13 protein-coding genes and 3 pseudogenes are annotated in these 15,255 nt (G+C 71.4%); 4 read left to right on the top strand and 12 right to left on the bottom strand.

What is annotated here, in order from left to right; genetic code table 11:
• Nucleotides 1-7: 7 nt before the first annotated feature.
• From ACF08F_RS28950 to ACF08F_RS28990, 9 genes and pseudogenes are all read right to left on the bottom strand, one after another.
• The gene (locus ACF08F_RS28950) at nucleotides 8-400 is read right to left on the bottom strand and encodes a VOC family protein (protein ID WP_392301470.1); all 393 of its coding nucleotides are present in this window, start codon (nucleotides 398-400) and stop codon (nucleotides 8-10) included.
• Nucleotides 397-699, bottom strand: coding sequence for an ArsR/SmtB family transcription factor (locus tag ACF08F_RS28955; protein ID WP_392301471.1), 303 nt, complete (start codon nucleotides 697-699; stop codon nucleotides 397-399). Before ACF08F_RS28955 ends, ACF08F_RS28950 begins: the two co-directional genes overlap by 4 nt.
• Nucleotides 700-775: 76 nt before the next feature.
• Nucleotides 776-1,186 carry a PTS-dependent dihydroxyacetone kinase phosphotransferase subunit DhaM gene (locus ACF08F_RS28960; protein WP_392301472.1) on the bottom strand — a complete coding sequence of 137 codons (411 nt, stop codon included), beginning with the start codon at nucleotides 1,184-1,186 and terminating at the stop codon, nucleotides 776-778.
• A complete protein-coding gene (gene dhaL / locus ACF08F_RS28965; RefSeq protein ID WP_392301504.1) occupies nucleotides 1,183-1,794 on the bottom strand; it encodes a dihydroxyacetone kinase subunit DhaL in 612 nt (203 codons plus the stop codon). The genes ACF08F_RS28960 and dhaL overlap by 4 nt, the downstream gene beginning before the upstream one ends.
• A gap of 71 nt (nucleotides 1,795-1,865) precedes the next feature.
• Nucleotides 1,866-2,858, bottom strand: coding sequence for a dihydroxyacetone kinase subunit DhaK (gene dhaK / locus ACF08F_RS28970; protein ID WP_392301473.1), 993 nt, complete (start codon nucleotides 2,856-2,858; stop codon nucleotides 1,866-1,868).
• 288 nt (nucleotides 2,859-3,146) lie between these two features.
• Nucleotides 3,147-3,284: pseudogene (locus tag ACF08F_RS28975) on the bottom strand (endonuclease); the annotation flags it as partial.
• Between the two features lie 7 nt (nucleotides 3,285-3,291).
• A pseudogene (locus ACF08F_RS28980) lies at nucleotides 3,292-3,429 on the bottom strand (glycoside hydrolase family 9 protein); the annotation flags it as partial.
• A 258-nt stretch (nucleotides 3,430-3,687) separates the two neighbouring features.
• Nucleotides 3,688-4,809, bottom strand: a complete 1,122-nt coding sequence (locus ACF08F_RS28985) for a sensor histidine kinase (RefSeq protein ID WP_392301474.1) — start codon at nucleotides 4,807-4,809, stop codon at nucleotides 3,688-3,690.
• Complete coding sequence (locus ACF08F_RS28990) at nucleotides 4,806-5,486, bottom strand: response regulator (protein ID WP_392301475.1); 681 nt, start codon at nucleotides 5,484-5,486, stop codon at nucleotides 4,806-4,808. Before ACF08F_RS28990 ends, ACF08F_RS28985 begins: the two co-directional genes overlap by 4 nt.
• A gap of 416 nt (nucleotides 5,487-5,902) precedes the next feature.
• On the opposite strand from ACF08F_RS28990, the gene ACF08F_RS28995 reads away from it, so the two are divergent.
• The 3 genes and pseudogenes from ACF08F_RS28995 to ACF08F_RS29005 form a co-directional block, all read left to right on the top strand.
• A complete protein-coding gene (locus ACF08F_RS28995) occupies nucleotides 5,903-6,340 on the top strand; it encodes a hypothetical protein (RefSeq protein ID WP_364280543.1) in 438 nt (145 codons plus the stop codon).
• Nucleotides 6,341-6,479: 139 nt separating this feature from the next.
• On the top strand, nucleotides 6,480-7,718 hold the full coding sequence (locus ACF08F_RS29000; RefSeq protein WP_392301476.1) for a DUF418 domain-containing protein: 1,239 nt from the start codon (nucleotides 6,480-6,482) through the stop codon (nucleotides 7,716-7,718).
• Nucleotides 7,719-8,093: 375 nt separating this feature from the next.
• A pseudogene (locus ACF08F_RS29005) lies at nucleotides 8,094-8,377 on the top strand (hypothetical protein); the annotation flags it as partial.
• A gap of 146 nt (nucleotides 8,378-8,523) precedes the next feature.
• Here the strand turns inward: ACF08F_RS29005 and ACF08F_RS29010 are convergent.
• Nucleotides 8,524-10,323 carry an ABC transporter ATP-binding protein gene (locus tag ACF08F_RS29010; RefSeq protein WP_392301477.1) on the bottom strand — a complete coding sequence of 600 codons (1,800 nt, stop codon included), beginning with the start codon at nucleotides 10,321-10,323 and terminating at the stop codon, nucleotides 8,524-8,526.
• A 601-nt stretch (nucleotides 10,324-10,924) separates the two neighbouring features.
• Here ACF08F_RS29010 and ACF08F_RS29015 point away from each other — a divergent pair.
• A complete protein-coding gene (locus ACF08F_RS29015; RefSeq protein WP_392301478.1) occupies nucleotides 10,925-11,443 on the top strand; it encodes a hypothetical protein in 519 nt (172 codons plus the stop codon).
• 31 nt (nucleotides 11,444-11,474) lie between these two features.
• Here ACF08F_RS29015 and ACF08F_RS29020 read toward each other — a convergent pair whose 3' ends face one another.
• Both ACF08F_RS29020 and ACF08F_RS29025 read right to left on the bottom strand, forming a co-directional pair.
• Nucleotides 11,475-14,411, bottom strand: coding sequence for an ABC transporter permease (locus tag ACF08F_RS29020; RefSeq protein WP_392301479.1), 2,937 nt, complete (start codon nucleotides 14,409-14,411; stop codon nucleotides 11,475-11,477).
• A gap of 2 nt (nucleotides 14,412-14,413) precedes the next feature.
• Nucleotides 14,414-15,151: an ABC transporter ATP-binding protein gene (locus tag ACF08F_RS29025; RefSeq protein ID WP_392301480.1), complete on the bottom strand. Its 738-nt coding sequence runs from the start codon at nucleotides 15,149-15,151 to the stop codon at nucleotides 14,414-14,416.
• Between the last annotated feature and the right edge of the window lie 104 nt (nucleotides 15,152-15,255).

Here is a 15,255-nt window from a genome sequence, read left to right on the forward strand (position 1 = left end):
CCGCCGTCTACTGCGGCACGGTGGCGATCTGGATCAGGTTCCCGCAGGTGTCGTCGAAGACGGCGGTGGTGACGGGCCCCATCTCCAGGGGCTCCTGGGTGAACCGGACGCCGAGACCGCGCAGCCGGTCGTACTCCGCCCGCACGTCGTCGACCGCGAACTGGGCCAGCGGGATGCCGTCCTGGACGAGCGCGTCACGGTACGGCTTGACCGCGGGGTGGCCGGAGGGCTCCAGGAGCAGCTCGGTGCCGCCGGGCTCGTCGCGCGAGACGACGGTGAGCCACCGGTCCGTCTCGCCCAGCGGGACGTCGTGCTTCTTCACGAAGCCGAGGATCTCGGTGTAGAAGTGCTCGGCCTTGGCCTGGTCGTCGACGAAGACGCTGGTCAGATGGATCTTCATGAGGTGCCCTTCTCCGGTCCGGGGGTGTCGCGCACGGGCCACCGCTCGGCGATGTGCCGGAGCGGGGCCGTGTTCAGGTCGTGGAACTTGTAGCGGCCCTCCCGCCTGGTCTCGACGAGCCCGGCGGCCTCCAGCACCGCGAGGTGCTGGGAGACCCCCTGGCGCGAGAGGCCGAGCCGGTGCTTCATGCTCAGCCGCGAACAGATCTCGAACAGTGTCTGCCCGGACTTCTCGGTGAGCTCGTCGAGGATGGTGCGACGGGTGGGGTCGGCCAATGCTTTGAAGAGGTCGTCGGCCACGCCTCCACCATAGGCAACCATTCACTTGCCTATCAAGCGGAGGCTCCCCTCCCGGACCCATCGCTCGCTCACTCACTCACTCCTTGCGGTAGGCGTACGCCTCCGAGGCCGCGGCGGCCACCGCGTCGAGATCCCCGCCCGCGCTCGCCGTGACCAGCGCCGCGACCGCGCCCTCGACGAAGGGGGCGTCGACCAGCCGGGCACCCTCCGGCAGCTCGTTGCCCTCGGCGAGCAGCGCCTTCACGGTCAGGACCGCACTGCCCAGGTCGACCAGGATCGCCACCCCGGCTCCCCCGTCCGCGGACTTCGCCGCCGCGCTGATCAGCTCGGCGCTCGTCCCGAGACCACCGCCGGGCAGCCCGCCCGCGGGGAGGACCGGCGCGGTCGCACCGCCGCCCGCGAGGCCCTGCGCCAGCTCCGCGACCGAGGCCGCGACGGCCGCGCTGTGCGAGACCAGCACGATGCCGACCGGCGCCGCCCCGCTCACGCGGCACCCTCCGCGCCGGCCGTCTCGGCGAGCGCGGCGAACAGCAGCGCCGAAGAGGTCGCCCCGGGGTCCTGGTGCCCGATCGACCGCTCGCCGAGATAACTGGCCCGGCCCTTGCGCGCCTGGAGGGGTACGGTCGCGAGGGCGCCCTCCTCCGCCGCGGTGCGCGCGGCGGCGAAGGAGGTCCGCAGCGCCTCCACGGCCGGGACGAGCGCGTCCAGCATCGTCTTGTCACCCACCTGGGCGCCGCCCAACTGGGACACGGCGGCCACACCGGCACCCAACGCCTCGGCCAGCCGCTCCCGGCCGACGCGCTCGTCCTCGCCCAGGGCCTTCCCCGCGCGCCGCAGCAGGGTCCCGTACAGGGGTCCCGAAGCCCCGCCGACGGTGGAGATCAGCTGCCGTCCGGCGGCGACGAGGACGGCGCCGGGCGTCGCGGGCGGTTCCTTGGCGAGCAGCTCGGCCACGGCCCCGAACCCGCGCTTCAGGTTGGCGCCGTGGTCGGCGTCGCCGATCGCCGAGTCGAGCTCGGTGAGCCGCCCGGCCTCACGGTCGACGGCCACGGCCGAAGCCTCCAGCCACCGCACCAAGAACGGAGCGCCCACCATCTCGACCACCCCCGCCACCTCTCCCACTCCTGCTCCCTCTCCCGCCGCTTCTCCCTCTCCCATACGCGGAATCACCGCCCCCACCGCAGCGCGGGCGTCCGCACCGGCGCGTCCCACAGCCGCAGGAGCTCCTCGTCCGCCTCGCACAGGGTCACGGAGCAGCCGGCCATGTCGAGCGAGGTCACGTAGTTCCCGACGAGGGTCCGGGCCACCGGGATCCCGCGCTCGCCCAGCACCCGCTGCACCTCGGCGTTGAACCCGTACAGTTCGAGCAGCGGCGTCCCGCCCATCCCGTTGACCAGCGCGAGCACCGGTCCGGACGGTCGCAGGTCCTCGACCACGGCGTCGACGGCGTAGTCCGCGATCTCCCGCGAGGTCATCATGCCGCGCCGCTCACGCCCCGGCTCGCCGTGGATCCCCACACCCAACTCCAGCTCGCCGTCCGGCAGTTCGAAGGTCGGACTCCCCTTGGCGGGGGTGGTGCAGGCGCTCAGCGCGACCCCGAAGGACCGGCAGCGCGCGTTCACCCGACGGGCGATCGCCTCCACCCGCTCCAGCGGGGCGCCCTCCTCGGCGGCGGCCCCCGCGATCTTCTCGACGAACAGCGTGCCCCCGGTCCCGCGCCGCCCCGCCGTGTACAGACTGTCCGACACCGCGACGTCGTCGTCGACGAGGACCTTCGCGACCTGGATGCCCTCGTCCTCGGCGAGCTCGGCCGCCATCTCGAAGTTGAGCACGTCGCCGGTGTAGTTCTTGACGACGAACAGCACCCCGGCACCACTGTCCACGGCGGCCGCGGCCCGCACCATCTGGTCCGGCACGGGCGACGTGAAGATCGCCCCGGGGCACGCGGCCGACAGCATCCCCGGCCCCACGAACCCACCGTGCAAGGGCTCGTGCCCGGACCCGCCTCCGGAGACCAGGGCGACCTTCCCGGCCACGGGAGCGTCCCGCCGCAGAACGATCTGCCGCTCCACGTCCACGGTCAGCTCCGGATGAGCGGCCGCCATCCCACGCAGCGCGTCGGCGACGACGGTCTCAGGAACGTTGATCAGCATCCTCATGGATACCTCCTGGTGAGACTAGCAGGCATGTGGCTGAGCAGGCTTTTAGCAGGTCAGAATGGGTGAGGCCGGTCATTGAGCTTGGCGGTTCATGGCGCCCGGGGGCGGTTTCGAGCGGTACTGATGCTGACCTGTCGCTGACTTTCATGACTACCTGTCAAGGTCGGCTTGTGCTGGGTGCTCTTTGCATTTGTGCATGATGGGGCAAGTATCGGCCTGAGTGTGCGGTCGCGCACCGGTGCGTCGCGGCCGGAGGAGGCCGATTTCATCGCGACAGGGCGGTGCGAGGGTGAAGCCCTTGGGGGGCAGGCAGTCGCCGGAGTCGTACTGGCAGGAGTTCCAGCGAACCCGTGCGAAGTCGTCAGCTTCGTAGGGAGACTTCGCCAGTGAGTTGAGACCACTCCCGATGCCGGCCCCGCCGCTGGTGCGAGGAGTCCAGCTGGTGTGCCCAGAACCGGTGGTGCTGGTTCTGCGAAGACGCCTCGCCGTGGCCGGTGACGTAGGACAGGCCCAGGGCGTTGCGCCCCAGCAGGTAGTCCATGGTCTCCAGGGCGCCGGCGCGGTAGCGGCCACCTGGCTCCGGGGCAACGACGACGCCCACCAGTGGGGCGCCATCGGAGGTGTCGGCGTCGTCACCGGCGACCCCGACACCTACGGCCGCGTCTACGTCGGCACCAACGGACGCGGCCTCCAGTACGGCGACCCGTCCTGACCCTCCCCCCGAGCGGGGCCGCAGGCACGATGCCTGCGGCCCCGGCAGGTGCCACGGCCTCCACCCGGAGGGGCGACCCGTTGCCGACACGCCTTGCGGGCTGCTTGCGCGGCCAGCTCAGTCGGACCGGGCGGGGGCTCGTAGTTCGATCGTGTAGCCGCCCTGTGGGGTGGATTCGGCGGTGAGGGTGCCGTCGAGGAGTTCGGCGCGTTCTTTCAGGCCGATGAGGCCGTGGCGTGCGCTGGGCAGGGCGACGGTCGGGCGGGTGGGGGCGGTGTTGGAGACGGTGACGCCGAAGTGGTGCGCGTCGTGCCACAGGCGCACCTCGGCACGGGCTCCGGGAGCGTGCTTGCGCACGTTGGTGAGGGCTTCCTGGACCGTACGGTAGACGGTGCGCTGAGCGGTGGTGCTGATGCCGATGGGGAGCTCCCCCACCAGGGTGGCCTCGATGCCGCTGTTGGCGACCAGCTGCCGGAGGTCGGCGAGGGTGGGCTGGGGGGTGAGTTCGGTTGCCTTGCCGCCGGAGGCGCGGAGCAGCGTGACCATGTGGCGCAGCTCGTCGAGGGTGTTCGCGCTCAGGGTGCGGATGGTGCGGGCGGCCTCGCGGGAGTCGGCGTCCTTCGCGGCGACCTGCAGGGCTCCGGCCTGTACGGCGATCAGGCTGACCTGGTGGGAGACGACGTCGTGCATCTCGCGGGCCAGCTGGGCGCGTTCGCGGGCGAGGACGGTCTGGGCGTGCAGGGCCCGTTCGTGTTCCCGGGCCTCCTCGACCTCGACGAGCTGGCGCGCCACGTCGTGCCTGGCCTGCACGAGCTGGCCGAACAGCACGGGGGCGACGGCGGTGGCCAGCGTGTAGACGAACTGGACGAGGGTCCAGGTTCGGTCGCCGTCGAACGCGTCGGACAACGGCCAGACGAGGGTGTCCACCCCTGCGTTGAGCAGGGCACAGCCGGCCAGCATCGGTCGGTTGCGGGTGGACGCGGCCAGTGTGTACAGGGCGGTGATCGGCGCGACCGCGACGTCCATGAACAGGGTCATGGGCAGGGTGAGCAGGAAGACGGCAAGCGGGAAGCGCCTGCGCAGCAACAGTGCCGTGCTGCCGAGGGCCACGCAGGCCCAGACGAGAGGGGTCCCCTCGCCGTAGAGGTTGACCCAGGCGTCGAGCACCGCGAGGACGACGAGACCCCCGTCGACGGCCCAGGGGGGTACGCGGCCCCACAGCGCCCGGCCCGTGCTCATCGCCCGTTGTCCCGCGACGGGTTGTCGCCGTTCCTGCCGAGCAGTCCGGCGCGCTCGGCGAGCAGTGCGGCCTGGACACGGCCGGCGACCCGCAGTTTGTTCAGGATCGAGCTGACGTGGTCCTTGACGGTGCCCGCGCTCAGATGGATACGGGTGCCGATCTCGGCGTTGGACAGTCCTTCCGCGACCAGGACGAGGACGGCGCGCTCCCGGTCGCTGAGCAGGTTCACGCGTGCCACCTCCGCGTCCTGGGGTGCTCCCGCCCCGGGGTGACCGCGCAGCAGCGCGCGTGAGGCTTTCGGGGACATCACCACCCCGCCGGCGGCCAGGGTACGCACGAGCTGGGCGAGCTGCTCGGGCTCGGTGTCCTTGAGCAGGAAGCCGGCGGCACCCGACCGCAGCGCGGTGAGGATGTACTCGTCGGTGTCGAAGGTGGTCAGCATGGCCACGTGCGGCGGTTCGGGCAGTTCCTGGATCTTCCGCAGGACGGTCAGGCCGTCCACGTCCGGCATGCGGATGTCGAGGAGTACGACGTCCGGCCTCTCGCGTCGGATGACGTCGGCCGCCTGCGCCCCCTCCGCGGTCGCGACGACCTCGATGCCGTCGGACGCGTTCAGGATCATCTGGAAACCGGACCGCACCAGGGCCTCGTCGTCCACCACCACTACCCGGATCACCGGCGTCCCGCCTTGCATTCGTCTACTCCGTCAGGCCTCTCGGCGATCCGTGTCGGCACCCGCACCGGCGCGTTCACGCTCTTGTACGGTGATCGCCTGCCGCCGACAGTACGTCCGGCAGGGTACGCGGTGGCGCGACGACGGTGGAGTGTGGACATCCGGCGGGTCGGCTCCAGCCGTTCGGAGGGACGATCCGGTCCGTCGGCGGGCAGGTGCACGAAGAACGGCGGATGGTGTCCGTCGTCCTCGTCCGCTGGAGTCGGTCCATGAGCCCGCACGAGTCCGTGGGCCCCAACCGCTTCCGTACCGTTCGAGGACGACCCGTCATGCCCCGCCCGTTCCTGCGTCAGCCTGTCCGCGCTCTGCGTCGCTGTGCGGCGCGACCCCCTGTGCTCTTCGGAGGTGTGTACGGGGCGGTGCTGGCCAGTTCCATGGTGGCCGCCCTGACGGAACAGGGTGAGACGGCGCCCGCCGACCGGTTGAACAGCGCCCAATGGCTCCTGGTGACGGCTTTCGCCTCGGCCTTGGCCCACGGCTACGCGCATCTGATGGCCCTGCGTGGCGACCGGACTCATCACGGTGTGCGCGCCGGGGTGCGGCTGTTGCTGTCCGAGTGGCCGTTGGTGGTGGCGACGGTGCCGACGCTGGGCGTGCTGCTCGGCGCCGCCTGGGGATGGTGGCCCACGGCGGACGTCGAGTGCGTGGTCTTCGCCGTGAACATGGTGCTGCTGTTCGCCTGGGGGCTGTCCGCGGCGCGCGCCGCCGGTCGCACCTGGGGCTCCGCCGTGAGGATCGGCACGGTGGACGCGTTGCTCGGCCTCGTGGTCGTGGTGGCCAACGCCGTCATCAAATAGGACGGTGGGCCGTCCGGGCCCGCGAACCGTCCTGGGCGCTGTTCCGCCACCCGGCGGGGCTGGTCCCGGCCGGTCGGCGGGGATCTCACCGAAGCCCGTCGGATGGTCCGCTTCCTGGCGGCGCCCGGAGATTGTCCGTATGACACAGACACAGCCGCCGCAGGAGAACGCGCCTGCAGTGCCCCGCACTTCGACCGAGTCCGCCAGGAAGCCCTCTGCGGGCCCCTCGACGGGACGCCTGGTCGGGGTGGACCTGGCCCGCGCGCTGGCGGTGTTCGGCATGTACATCGTCCACATCGGCCCGGTGCTCTCGTCCACGCACGGCGTCGGCACCTGGGTCCGATATCTGGCCGACGGGCACTCGTCGGTCCTCTTCGCCACCCTCGTCGGGTTCTCGCTGATGTTGATCGCCGGGCGCCGTGAGCCGAAGACCGGCCTGGCGGGCCGACAGGCGAAGGCCAGGATCGCGATCCGCGCCGTGGTCCTCCTGGCACTGGGCACGGTGCTGGCGATGGAGTACGGAGGTGTGATCATCCTCGGCTTCTACGGCGTGTACTTCCTCCTCGCCCTGCCCCTCCTGCGGCTGTCCGCCAAGACACTGGCGATCACCGCCGCCGGGCTTGCGCTCGTCACACCCCAGCTGGCGTTCGTCCTGAACTCGGGGCTCAGCGAGTCCGTCCAGCAGGCCATCGACGCCTACGACCCGCTCAAGAAGATCAGCGAGGTCGGCGTGCTCGACCTGCTGCTCACCGGCTTCTACCCGACGATCACCTGGATGTCGTTCGTCGTCGCCGGCATGGCACTGGCCCGCCTGGACCTGTCGGCCGTCCCCGTCCAGCGGCGCCTGGCCGCGCTCGGCGCCGCCCTGACCGCCGGCGCGTACGGCCTGTCCTTGCTCCTGGCGGGCAAGGACGCGCTGCGGAGCGCGGCAGAGGACGGGAAGTCGTCCGCCGGGTTCGAGAAGGCGTCGTCCTTCGGCAGCGGATCCTTCGAGGCCCCCCGGCGGACCGCCTCGGAGCTGCTGTCCGCCGGGCCGCACAGCGGCACCACCTTCGACATCATCGGCAGCGTCGGCGTCGCCATCCTCGTGATCGTAGGCGCGACGGTGCTCATCGACCGCCTGCCGCGACTGCGCAGCCTGGCGAAACCCGTCATCGCCGTGGGCACCATGTCCCTGACGGCCTACGTCGGTCACTTCCTCGCCCAGTCCATGCTCGGCGTATCGGCCGGCGAAAGCAGCCAGACGTCCTGGATCCCCGTGCTCCTGTTCATCCTCGGAGCGATCGCGTTCGCCGCGGTCTGGTCCCGCTTCTTCCGTCGAGGACCGCTGGAGGCGTTGCTCAACACTGCCACCAAGCCGGCGAAGCACATCCGATGAGGCCGGGCCGGGACGACCGGCCCTCATGACCCGCGCGGGCCTGGCAGCCCACGCGCCGCCCGCTGGACGCTCCGCTGATCACCGGCCTCCCCCTCCTGGACAGGTATTCCGTCCCTCAGGGGGAGGCCGCACGCGTCGTCGGACGGATCGATGGTTACGGCGCCCGACGGCCTGCCCCACGCGGCAGTCACCCGTCCCTCCTGACCCGCCGGTCGGCGGGGTATGACCGAAGCCTGCCGGATGGCCCGCGTCCGTACCGCACTGGGAGGTTCTTCGTGAGGCGCAGGTACAGCCGCCGCAGCGACGTCGTCTCCGCGGGAGAACTCGCCTCCACGAATCCGTACCTCGTCCGAGTCCGCCGGGAAGCCCTTGACGGGGCACCTGGCCGGGGTGGATCTGGCCTGCGTGCCGACGGTGTTCGGTACGTACGTCGTGCACATCGGCCCGCCGCTTGGGGCCACGACCGGGGTGGGTACCTGGGTGCGGTTCGTGGCCGACGGTCAACGCGTCGGTCCTGTTCGCCACCCTCGCCGGGTTCTCGCTGATGCTGATCGCCGGCCGTCGTGAGCCGATGAGCGGTCTGGCGGGCCGGCAGCCAAGGACCGGATCGCGATCCGCGCGTGATCCTGCCGACCCTCGGCAGCGTGCTGGCTATCGAAAGAGCAAAGCGCTTGGTGACGCAGGCTCTGCCGTCAGCCTCACGCATCGTCGGGTGCCTCAGATCCGACGGCTGTCCGGTGCCACTTCGCCGTGCAGCAAGGCTGCCCCCGCCGTGTGGCGGGGGCAGCCGAAAGACTCCTTCCTTTCAGCGGCCGGAGCGCTCGGCCGGGAGCAGGAGCTGGGTTGCGGCGAGCTGCGCGTACAGCTCGTCCCCGGCCACCAGCTCCTCGTGGGTGCCGATCGCGCGGACCTGGCCGGCGTCCATGACGACGATCCGGTCGGCGTCCGTCACCGTCGACAGGCGGTGTGCCACCACCAGGACGGTGGTCTCGCGTGCCGTCTCGGCGATGACGTCCCGCAGCGCCAGCTCGTTGACGGCGTCGAGCTGCGAGGTCGCCTCGTCCAGGAGCAGCAGCCGGGGCCTGCGCAGCAGTGCGCGGGCGATCGCGACGCGCTGGCGTTCGCCGCCGGACAGCTTCGAGCCGCGGTGCCCGACCAGGGTGTCCAGGCCGTGCGGGAGTCGCCCGACGAACGAGTCGAGCCTGGTCCGGGCGAGGACGGCGAGGATGTCGTCGTCCGTCGCGCCGGGCGCGCTGAAGACCAGGTTCTCCCGCAGCGTGCCTGCCAGGACCGGCGCGTCCTGCTCGACGTACCCGATGGCGGACCGCAGCTCGGCCGGCGGCCACTGGCGTATGTCCTTGCCGTCTACCAGGATCCGGCCGCCGGTCGTCTCGTAGAACCGCTCGATGAGCGAGAAGACCGTCGACTTGCCCGCACCCGAAGGCCCCACGAAGGCCGTCATCCCGGCGCCCGGCACCTCGAAGTCCACCCGCTGATGGATGTACGGCAGCCCGGGCCCGTAGCGGAAGGACACGTCCTCGAAGCGAACCGACGCCGGACGCCTCAGGGCTGCCGAAGCACGGGGCCGCCGCTGGTGCGCGGTCGGTGGCTCCGCCGCGAGGCGGTCCACCTCCTTGATCCGGGATATCGCGGCCGCGCCCTCCTGGTACGCGGAGGCGGCCTCGACCAGCTTGTACACCGGCTCCAGCAGGTAGAACAGGTACAGCAGGAAGGCGATGAGCGTGGAGACGGGGATGTCCCCGGACGCCACCCGTGCCCCGCCGACCGCGAGCACGGCGAGGAACGCCAGCTCGACGGCGAGGTTGTCGGCCGTTCCCAGCAGGGCCTCCCACTTCGCGCCGCGCACGCCGTGGCGCCATGCCCGCCGGGCCGACGCCTCGATGCGAGCGGTCTCCCGCTGCTCGGCACCGGACGCCTTCACGGTGCGGAACGCGCCGAAGGCCCGCTCCAGGCCGGTGGACATCTCCCCGACCGCGGCCTGGGAACGCTCGGCGGCCTGCCCGATCTTCGGCATCACCAGGGCGGCGCCCGCGCCGACGGCCGCGACCACGACGAGGGTGACGCCGAGCAGGACGGCGTCCAGGAACACCATCACCACGACCGCCGCGATCAGCGTGAGCGCCCCGGTCGCGGCGTGGACCACGGCCTGGGTGCTGACGGCCCGCAGGAGTGTGGTGTCGGAGGTCACCCGTGACATCAGATCGCCCGGCTGCATCCGGTCCACTGCCGTCAGCCGCAGCCGCAGCAGCCGGCCGATCAGGCTGCGGCGTGCGGCCAGGACCACCGACTCCGCCGTCCGCTCCAGGACATAGGCGCCGAACGCCTCGGCCACCGTGCTCAGCAGCACCAACACGGTCAGCGCCAGCAGGATGGTGGCGAGCGTGCCACCGGACGAGAGCCGGTCGACCAGAGCCTTCGTGGCCAGCGGCTGCAGCAGCCCTCCGGCGGCCCCGACCAGCGCCAACAGCAGACCGAGTACGACGGTCCACCGGTGCGGTCGGACATACCCGTACAGCGCCCTGAGCGTCTCGCGGACGAGCAGGGACTCGGCACCCGTCGTCTCCGGTGCGGATGCGGTGTTCACAAGAATCCTCTCCTGGTGGTCTGCCGCCATGGCAGGACGAACGCCCGTAGCGCGCGTCACGACGGTCCGCCGCACCGGCCGGTGAACCGGTGTGAGAGGGCGGGCTCGTGCTCGTGCGTACGGCGTGTCGTGCCCCAGCCTGCAAGGCGGGACGTCTCTTCGCCCATCCGAAGATCGTCGGGCGGACCCCCGCCGAGTGGCTGGAAGAGGAGATCCCCCACGGGGCGCGAGATCTGCTGAACGGCGCCCCTATCGCCCTGCGAGTCGTCTGCTTCGCAGGGAGTCCGCACCGTCCGCATCCAGAGGCCCGCGGTGATTCCGCGAACGCCGTGGGGCCGGATCGACCCTTGCACGCAGCGGCGGTGCAGTGCGTCGAGGAAGCGGTGCTCAACGCCCTTGCCGCCAACGAGCCCATGACCACTGCCACGGACGCAGCACGCCGGCCCTCCATGGCACGAGCCTGCGCGAGCTCGGCGTCCTGGGGCTGACCGTCCGCGACCAGGTCCAGGATCTCGCATTTTGATGTCTTCGCAGGTCAGGGTCACGATAGGTGCCCCTCGGGTCAGCAAAAGGTCAGCATGTGCCGCAGCCCTTTCTCCGCTTGCCGACCTTCCGTCCTCTGCGCAGCGCCTGCGCATGGTTCATCGCTCCCGGGGCCGCGGTGATCGCCGCGGCCCCCGGATCGGCTGCGGCGGGCCGTCGGCGGGCCGGGCCCGCCCTGGCCCATCCCCGTCAGCCGAGGGGACGGCGGCGGACCGTCGGCTCGCGCAGGGACGGCGCGGCCCGGCCGGCGGGCCGCCCGGCTCGACTCCGGAGCGCACCCGAGGGCACCTACTGGGGCAACCCCAACAACCACGCCCTCGCCTGGCGCTACGACGGCACCGAACTCGGCGACCCGAACAGCGCGATCTACGTCGGCTACAACGGGTGGTCCGGTGATGTCGACTTCACGCTTCCCTCCCCGGGCGCGGGCAAGAACTGGTACCGCGTCACCGACACCTCCACCTGGGCCGAAGGCGCGAACCAGGTCGCCCAGCCGGGCAGTGAGGCGCTGATCGGAGGCGCGGGAACCGTCTACCGGCTGCACGGCCGCGCCACCCTTCTCCTGATCGCCAAGTAACCAACGCCTGTCGCTCGCCGGGCCGCGCTCCTCATTCGGTGACGCGGACCGCGAGCGCGGGGCGGATGGCGGCGGCGCGGCGCGCCGGGCCGATCGTGGCCAGGAGCGAGGCGGCGAAGGTGGCTGCGGCCAGGCCGCAGATGCCGGCCCATTCGACAGGGAATCCTCCTTCGAGGCCCTCGAACGCGGCGCTGTTGCTGTGCATCAGCCAGGTCGTGAGCACGCCCAGCAGTGATCCGAGGACGATTCCCTCCAGGGCGATGAAGGCGCTCTCCCAGAGGAACGACCGTCGGACGGTCCGGGCCCGGAAGCCGAGGGCCCGCAGGATGCCTATGGTGCGGCGGCGTTCGCGTACGGCTCGGACCATGACGACGCCGAGGCCGGTGATGCCTACGCCGAGCCCGAGGGCGAGGAAGCCCTGCATGAGTCGGAAGAAGGCGGTGCTGGAGTCGAACTGTTGACGGATGTCCGACTCGATGGGCGTGGCGACCAGGCTGGCCGAGAGCTGTTCGCCCTGCAGTCGGGTCGCCAGGGCGTCGGGGGAGGTTCCGGGGCCGGTCCTCACAAGGGCGGAGGCGTTCTGCGCCTGGGCGCCGAAGAGCTCGCGTGCCGCCCGCTCGCCCATCACCACGGGGTAGGTGGTCGAACTGGCTCCGGTGCCCGGGTAGAAGACCATCCCGTTGCTGAGTACGCCGGCGATGACCTTCTGCTCGCTGCGGCCCGTGCGGGGGTCCGTCAGGGTGAGGGTGTCCCCGGGGTCGTAGTAGTCGCCGGCGGGGCCGCCGGTGCTGCCGAAGAAGCCGTCGAGCACGACGTAGCGGGGGTCGGAGGCGAGGGCCTGCCACACGGCGGCGTCGTTGGTCAGGCCGGGAAGGCGCTCCCGGAACGTGATGCCGGTGATCGCTTTGTCGGGGACGCCGACGACGGCGGCGTCCAGTGCTTGCGGGCTGCGGTGTCCCGGATCGGTTGCCCGGCCTGAGGCGTTGAGCAGCGGTGTGACGGCGGCGATCCCGGGGGCGGACGGGCCGCCGTGGAGATCGGAGAGGAGCCGGTCACCGGCGACCTGCGGGTTGTAGTCCAGGCGCAGGGAGTATCCCGCGGTGGCATCGGCGACGACTCCGTCGACGCCGGCGCGGATGATGCCCGAGATCTCCGTCAGCAGGACGAGGACGAAGACGATGAGGGTGTACATCACCAGCGTCGCGCCGGTCCTGAACCGCTTGGCCAGCGGGTACGCGACGGCGAGCCGCGCCGCCAGGCCGCCCTCCGTCGGGCGTTCGAGGAGCCGCCGCACGGGTCGCAGCAGCGTCTTCTGGTTGTTGCTGACGAGCACTACGGCGGAGAAGGCGGCCAGGGCGCCTTGGATGACGTACACGGACATCGAGGGGGTGTCGAAGATCCGGGGGCGGACGACAGGTGCCAGGAGCGTCCAGGCGAGAACGGCTCCCGCGACCAGGGTGGTGGCCGTGTGACGGGGGAGGACCCGCAGGAGCGCCGGCGTGGCGAAGGCAAGCGCGAGCGCCGGCATCAGGTACGTGGCGTCGGGCTGGCTGCGCGCCACGGCTGGAACGGCCACGAGCGCGCACAGGACGGCGAGGGTGGTGGAGACCGCGAGCAGCCGGCGGCGTGGCCCCTGCCCGGGTGTGGCGGGGAGGTCGCGGATCGCGGCGATGATGTTGAACCTGCTGATGCGCACGCTGGTGGCCAGAATGGCGGCGAGGGCGATGAGCAGGCCCATGGCCAGCCCGTTGAGGACGCTCGTGGGGGTGACGGCGAACGCGATGCGGATGCTGCTTCCGCCGACCGACCAGCCCTGGAAGATCTGGGCGGCCACCACGGCGACTCCCCAGCCGACGGCGAGCCCGATGGCCACGCCCGGCAGTGCGGACAGCAACGCGTAGGACGCCCCTTCGAGTGTGAACGACCCGACCAGCCGTGAGCGCCTCATTCCCACGGCCCGCACCATGCCCATCTGGGACTTCCGCTCCTCGCCGAGCATCACGAAGATGTTCACCAGGAGCAGCGCGCCGGCGATGATGCTGAAACTGCCGATCATGAGGAACAGGGCGCCGAGGGAGTCCCCGGCCTGCTTGGCGTCGCGCAGGACCGTCTGCTTCGGCGTCTCGATCTCCGCTTGTCCGGCGAGCGGGCCCAGAGCCTGCCGGATGTCGGTGGTCACCCGGTCGGTCAGGGCCTCGCCGCTTTCGACGCCGCCGCGGTTGGACACGAAGGTGACCGAGCGCGGCTCCACACCGGCGGCCCGGGCGGCGGCGTCCAGGGTCCCCGGTGCCACGAACACGTCGCGGTTCAGCCTGCCACCCAGGCCCACCCCGGCAAGGCCCTCCTCCGGCACCACACGATCGACCCGGTACGTCCCCGAAACTCCGAACAGGTACAGAGTGACCGTATCCCCGGCTCCTACGCTCAGGGAGCGGGCCAGGGGCTCGTTGACCACGACCTGGCCGGGCTTCGGATTCGGTCCGCCGAGACCGGAGTCCCCACCCGGCGCGCCGAAGCGTGCGGCCTTGTCGAAGTCCATCTGCCAGGCCAGGACGCGTGGCTCGGCGACCGTGCGGTCGCCGGCGCCGCTGACCGCCGATGCCTGGGTGGCCTGGGCGTTCAGTACTCCGTCGACGTCGGGATCGCCCGCCAGGGAAGCCATCCGTTCCGTCACGGCGCGCCCGGTCGGTCCGGGGGGCGCGATGACGCGCTCGTCCACGGGCCCCAGGGTGCGGTACGCCTCCTGGCGTACGGAGAAGTTCAGGGTGTCGCCGACGACCAGGGCTCCGATGACGATGGCCGTGCCGAGCATCGACCCGCCGATCACCAGCGCCGCCTCGGTGCGCCGGCGGGCGACCTGCCGGAAGGCCAGCCGCCGTGACACCGGCTGCCGGACGGCGACCAGAACCAGAGCGCCGAGGGCGAGCACGAGGGCGATGAGCAGCGGGACGAGGAGGTTCGGATACATGATCAGCCCATGGGGACGTCGGGGATCGGGGCTCGGGCCTTGACGGTCTGGCCGACGTCGTCGACGAGCCGCCCGTCGCGCATGCGGATCAGCCGGGGGACGCGGGCGCCGATGGCGCTGTCGTGGGTGACGAGGACGATCGTCTGACCTTCGTCGCGGTTGAGCTCGCACAGCAGGTCCATGACCTGGTCGGCCATCGCGCTGTCGAGGTTGCCCGTGGGTTCGTCCGCCCACACGATGGCCGGGCGTCCGGCCAGGGCGCGGGCGATGGTCACCCGCTGCTGTTCACCGCCGGACAGCTCGCTCGGCCGGTGCTCGACCCGGTGGCCGAGGCCCACCCGTTCGAGCATCTCCAGAGCCCTGCGACGCGCTTCACGCGGCCGCGTGCCCACGAGCAACAGGGGCAGTTCGACGTTCTCCACCGCGGAGAAGACCGGAATGAGGTTGAACGCCTGGAAGACGAACCCCATGGTGTGCGCCCGGTGCTCCGTGCGTGCCGCGTCCGACATGGCGAACAGGTCATGGCCGTCGACCTCCACCCGGCCGGCGTCGATGTCGTCGAGCCCGGACAGACAGTTCAGAAGCGTGGTCTTCCCGGAGCCGGACGGGCCCATGACCGCCACCATCTCCCCGTGACACACGACGAGATCCAGATCGAGCAGGGCTGTGACCTCGACGGAGCCCGTCCGGTAGATCTTGCGTACCCCGGTGGCGACGAGGAGCCCCTGGTCGGCGTTCATGTCTTCCATACCAACCGCCGGAGGGAACCGGCGGCTACGGCCACCCAGGTCCCGCGGGCGGGCCGAACGGCCCAATCGCCGGGTCACCGAGAGGCCCGTGAGAG

This window comes from Streptomyces sp. NPDC015130 (genome assembly GCF_043080005.1).
Classification (GTDB): domain Bacteria; phylum Actinomycetota; class Actinomycetes; order Streptomycetales; family Streptomycetaceae; genus Streptomyces.

Bases quoted from the DNA above. Each gene is read 5' to 3' on its own strand.
- ACF08F_RS29025 (WP_392301480.1), bottom strand. From the start codon at position 15,151: ATGAACGCCGACCAGGGGCTCCTCGTCGCCACCGGGGTACGCAAGATC.
- ACF08F_RS28950 (WP_392301470.1), bottom strand. From the start codon at position 400: ATGAAGATCCATCTGACCAGCGTCTTCGTCGACGACCAGGCCAAGGCC.
- dhaK (WP_392301473.1), bottom strand. From the start codon at position 2,858: ATGAGGATGCTGATCAACGTTCCTGAGACCGTCGTCGCCGACGCGCTG.
- dhaL (WP_392301504.1), bottom strand. From the start codon at position 1,794: ATGGTGGGCGCTCCGTTCTTGGTGCGGTGGCTGGAGGCTTCGGCCGTG.
- ACF08F_RS28985 (WP_392301474.1), bottom strand. From the start codon at position 4,809: ATGAGCACGGGCCGGGCGCTGTGGGGCCGCGTACCCCCCTGGGCCGTC.
- ACF08F_RS29000 (WP_392301476.1), top strand. From the start codon at position 6,480: ATGACACAGACACAGCCGCCGCAGGAGAACGCGCCTGCAGTGCCCCGC.
- ACF08F_RS29020 (WP_392301479.1), bottom strand. From the start codon at position 14,411: ATGTATCCGAACCTCCTCGTCCCGCTGCTCATCGCCCTCGTGCTCGCC.